Below are 3924 nucleotides of genomic sequence, written 5' to 3'. Positions count from 1 at the left end.
TGTCTACATCGCTAGAAATGGCCGACATATTCCCATTTTTAGCTCATTTGTAATTAATTTACACTGTAAAAAGCTATCTGGTATAGTCCAATTTTGTAGTGAATAAATACTCACTTATCCCGTAGGCCTTGCTATATCTAGTGAGATGTTTTTGCAATGCTCGAAGCTTGTCTATTTGTAAAATTGGCGAGTAGTTAAGCAATTGAATGGTTGAGAAGGTGAAAGAGACACTTTGTTTTACTCAAGCGTGGGATTGTCAGGTATAATGCGTGGTCATTTTTATCAGTAAAAGAGCAGTATGAATCAATATCTAGCGGTTACCTCAAACGGTCTTGAGAACCTATTAGTTGAAGAACTAACCAAATTAGGGATTACGGACGCAAAACCCGTGCAGGCCGGGGTAAAATTTAAAGCGTCGAAAGAGCAGATTTATCGCTGTTGTTTGTGGAGCCGTCTAGCATCAAGATTTGTTCGCGTCCTCTCTGAATTTACCTGCCAAAATGATATGGATCTTTACTTGTCAGCAAGTTCAGTGAACTGGGTTAATCATTTTCATAGTTCGAAAAAGTTTGTTGTCGACTTCAACGGCACAAATAACGAAATTCGCAACAGTCAGTATGGCGCGATGAAAGTAAAGGATGCGGTTGTCGACTGTTTTACCAAAAAGAACTTACCGCGCCCTTCGATCGATAAAGATCATGCAGATCTTCGTGTTCATGTACGCTTGCATAAAGATAAAGCCATTTTAGGGATTGATATGGTGGGCGGTGGTTTACATCAGCGCGGTTACCGTACCGAAGCGGGGCGAGCACCACTTCGTGAAACATTAGCAGCGGCTATTATTTTGCGTAGTGGATGGAGTGAAGCGAAGCCACTGCTCGACCCAATGTGTGGTTCTGGTACTTTGCTCATTGAAGCGGCCATGATGGCTGCTGGTATGGCCCCTAGTCTCAAGCGTCCAAAGTGGAGTTTCGAAGCTTTAGAGGATTTTGATGCAGAACTGTGGGCGCAAATAAAATCAGAGGCCAATGTTCAAGCAAGACGTGGTGTCAAGAAAGTTGACTGTAAGTTCTTTGGTTTTGATAACGATGCACGAGTGCTGCAGACCGCGAAAGATAACGCTCGCCGCGCAGGGGTTGAAGAACTGATTACCTTCCAGCTAGGTGATGCGGCACTGATCAAACGTCCTGAAGGGTTTGAGGATGGTGTGGTTATCTGTAATCCACCCTATGGTGAACGTTTAGGTACACATCCTGGTTTGATTGCTTTATACACGGCATTTGGTGGTCAATTAAAGGCTGAATTTGGCGGTTGCCAAGCGTCGATTTTCTCAAGCTCTGACGAATTACTCAGTTGTTTGCGTATGCGCGCTGAAAAGCAGTTTAAGTTAAATAACGGTGCGTTACCTTGTCACCAAAAGAACTACTCAATTTCATTGCGCACGGTAGAACCGGGAGCGTCTATTTCTCAAGAATCGGTGATCGCTCCTGATTTTTCGAATCGTTTAAAGAAAAATATTGCGAAAATTGGTAAGTGGGCGAAACGTGAATCACTAGATTGCTATCGTATTTATGATGCTGATTTGCCTGAATACAATGTTGCGATCGATGTTTATCTCGACCACCTAGTGATCCAAGAATACGCCGCACCTAAAGATATTCCAGAAGAAAAGGCGAAACGCCGTTTAACAGATATCATTCGTGCCGCGATTCAAGTCACCGGAACAGAAGCAAATAAAGTGGTACTCAAAGTTCGTGAAAAACAGAAAGGACGCTCTCAATATCAAAAATTAGGGCAAATTTCTGAGACAATGGAAGTGAACGAGTATGGCGTTAAACTGATTGTCAATTTACATGATTATCTCGATACGGGTTTATTCCTTGATCATAAATTGACGCGTCGCCGCTTAGGGCAAATGGCAAAGGGTAAAGACTTCCTCAATCTATTTGCTTACACCGGCTCTGCAACCGTTCATGCCGCTTGCGGTGGAGCAAAATCAACCATGACGGTTGATATGTCTAAAACCTATTTAGAATGGGCTAAAGACAACTTAAAGCTCAACGGTCAAGTTGGACACCAGCATCGCTTTGAACAAGCCGACTGTGTGCAATGGTTAGAGACTGCCAAAGAACAATTTGATTTGATATTTATCGATCCGCCGACATTCTCAAATTCCAAACGTATGGAACACACATTTGATGTGCAACGCGATCATATTAAGTTGATGGAAAATTTAAAACGTATCCTACGTCCAGAAGGTACGATTGTGTTTTCAAACAATAAACGACATTTTAAAATGGATTTAGAAGCGCTAGCTGAGCTTGGTTTAGTTGCTCAAAACATTTCAGCACAAACATTGCCACTGGATTTTGAACGTAACAAACAGATCCATAACTGCTGGACGATTTCCCATGCACGCAGTGAATAGGGAATGAAGTTGTTCACGCTTTACAGTACTGAAGGATGCCATCTCTGTGAGATGGCATTTCAGCTTGTTCAGCAGGCAAACATTGCTGAACAAGTACAACTTGTTGATATTGCATTCGATGATGCGCTCCTCTCTCGTTACGGGGTCACTATTCCGGTTCTTAAATACCAAGAATCCGAACTGAGCTGGCCCTTTGACCAACAAACATTACTTCATTGGTTAGAAAATAATGGCATTAATTACCATCCATAACGGTCAATTAGCATTTGGTGACCACCCATTACTCGATCATGCAGATTTCGCATTGCAAGAAAATGAACGAGTTTGTCTCGTCGGCCGAAACGGTGCAGGCAAGTCGACTATGATGAAAGTTCTTGCGAGAGAAATCATCATGGACGACGGAAAAATGCAGATAGAACAAGATGTTGTTGTTTCTCGATTAGAACAAGATCCGCCTAGAGATGAAGCCGGCACTGTTTTTGATTATGTTGCTGGTGGATTAGCGGAAGTTGGTGAGTATCTAAAGATCTATCAAGATCTTTTAGATCTCATCGTTATCGATCCAAGTGAAAGTAATATCAATAAGCTATCTCGTATTCAAGAGCAGCTAGAGCATACAGGGGCATGGCGTTTTGAAGAACGTATCCAAAATGTTCTGGCGGCGTTGAAACTGGATGGCCACACCAAACTAACGGATTTATCCGGTGGATGGCAGCGTAAAGCGGCTCTTGCAAGAGCACTAGTGTGTGATCCTGATGTCCTTTTGCTTGATGAACCGACTAACCACCTTGATGTAACCACCATCGAATGGCTCGAAGGCTTTTTGAAAGATTTTAGAGGCTCGATCATCTTTGTATCGCATGACCGGACGTTCATCCACTCAATGGCGACACGCATTGTTGATCTTGACCGCGGTAAACTCAGCTCGTTTCCTGGTGATTATGATCAGTACCTTGTCGCCAAGGAAGAAGCCTTGCGCGTAGAAGAGATGCAAAATGCCGAGTTTGATAAGAAATTGGCCCAAGAAGAAGTTTGGATTCGCCAAGGCATCAAAGCGCGTCGTACTCGTAACGAAGGGCGCGTAAGAGCACTCAAGAAGCTAAGAGAAGAGCGTAATGATCGCCGTGAGGTACAGGGCAAAGCAAACTTGCAAATCGATGACGCTGCGCGTTCAGGAAAAATTGTCTTCGAAGCGAAGGATATTAGCTATAGCATTGATGGCAAAAACATTGTCTCGAACTTCAGTTTCAATATCATGCGTGGTGATCGCATTGCACTTATTGGCCCTAACGGATGCGGTAAAAGTACGCTGCTGAAACTGCTGTTGGGTGATTTACAACCTCAGAGTGGCAAATTACATTGCGGTACCAAACTTGAAGTTGCTTATTTTGATCAGTACCGTGAGATCCTCGATCCTGAGAAGTCGGTAATTGACAACTTAGCTGACGGAAAACAAGAAGTGATGGTGGCTGGGCGCCCACGGCACGCATTAAGCT

At 43.4% G+C, this 3924-nt stretch carries 3 protein-coding genes; all 3 read left to right on the top strand.

Features of this window, described 5'->3' with window-relative positions:
* Positions 1-298 precede the first annotated feature (298 nt).
* On the top strand, positions 299-2428 hold the full coding sequence (gene rlmKL, locus AACQ17_RS07315; RefSeq protein ID WP_094147800.1) for a bifunctional 23S rRNA (guanine(2069)-N(7))-methyltransferase RlmK/23S rRNA (guanine(2445)-N(2))-methyltransferase RlmL: 2130 nt from the start codon (positions 299-301) through the stop codon (positions 2426-2428).
* A 3-nt stretch (positions 2429-2431) separates the two neighbouring features.
* Positions 2432-2680: a glutaredoxin family protein gene (locus AACQ17_RS07310; RefSeq protein WP_094147799.1), complete on the top strand. Its 249-nt coding sequence runs from the start codon at positions 2432-2434 to the stop codon at positions 2678-2680.
* On the top strand, positions 2658-3924 hold a 1267-nt coding region (locus AACQ17_RS07305), incomplete at its 3' end, for an ATP-binding cassette domain-containing protein (protein ID WP_094167774.1). The genes AACQ17_RS07310 and AACQ17_RS07305, both read left to right, overlap by 23 nt.

Source organism: Vibrio sp. V10_P2A27P122 (genome assembly GCF_963874335.1).
In the GTDB taxonomy this organism is placed as follows: domain Bacteria; phylum Pseudomonadota; class Gammaproteobacteria; order Enterobacterales; family Vibrionaceae; genus Vibrio; species Vibrio anguillarum.
This window is presented reverse-complemented; position numbering and strand designations above follow the sequence as displayed.

Bases quoted from the DNA above. Each gene is read 5' to 3' on its own strand.
- rlmKL (WP_094147800.1), top strand. From the start codon at position 299: ATGAATCAATATCTAGCGGTTACCTCAAACGGTCTTGAGAACCTATTA.
- AACQ17_RS07310 (WP_094147799.1), top strand. From the start codon at position 2,432: ATGAAGTTGTTCACGCTTTACAGTACTGAAGGATGCCATCTCTGTGAG.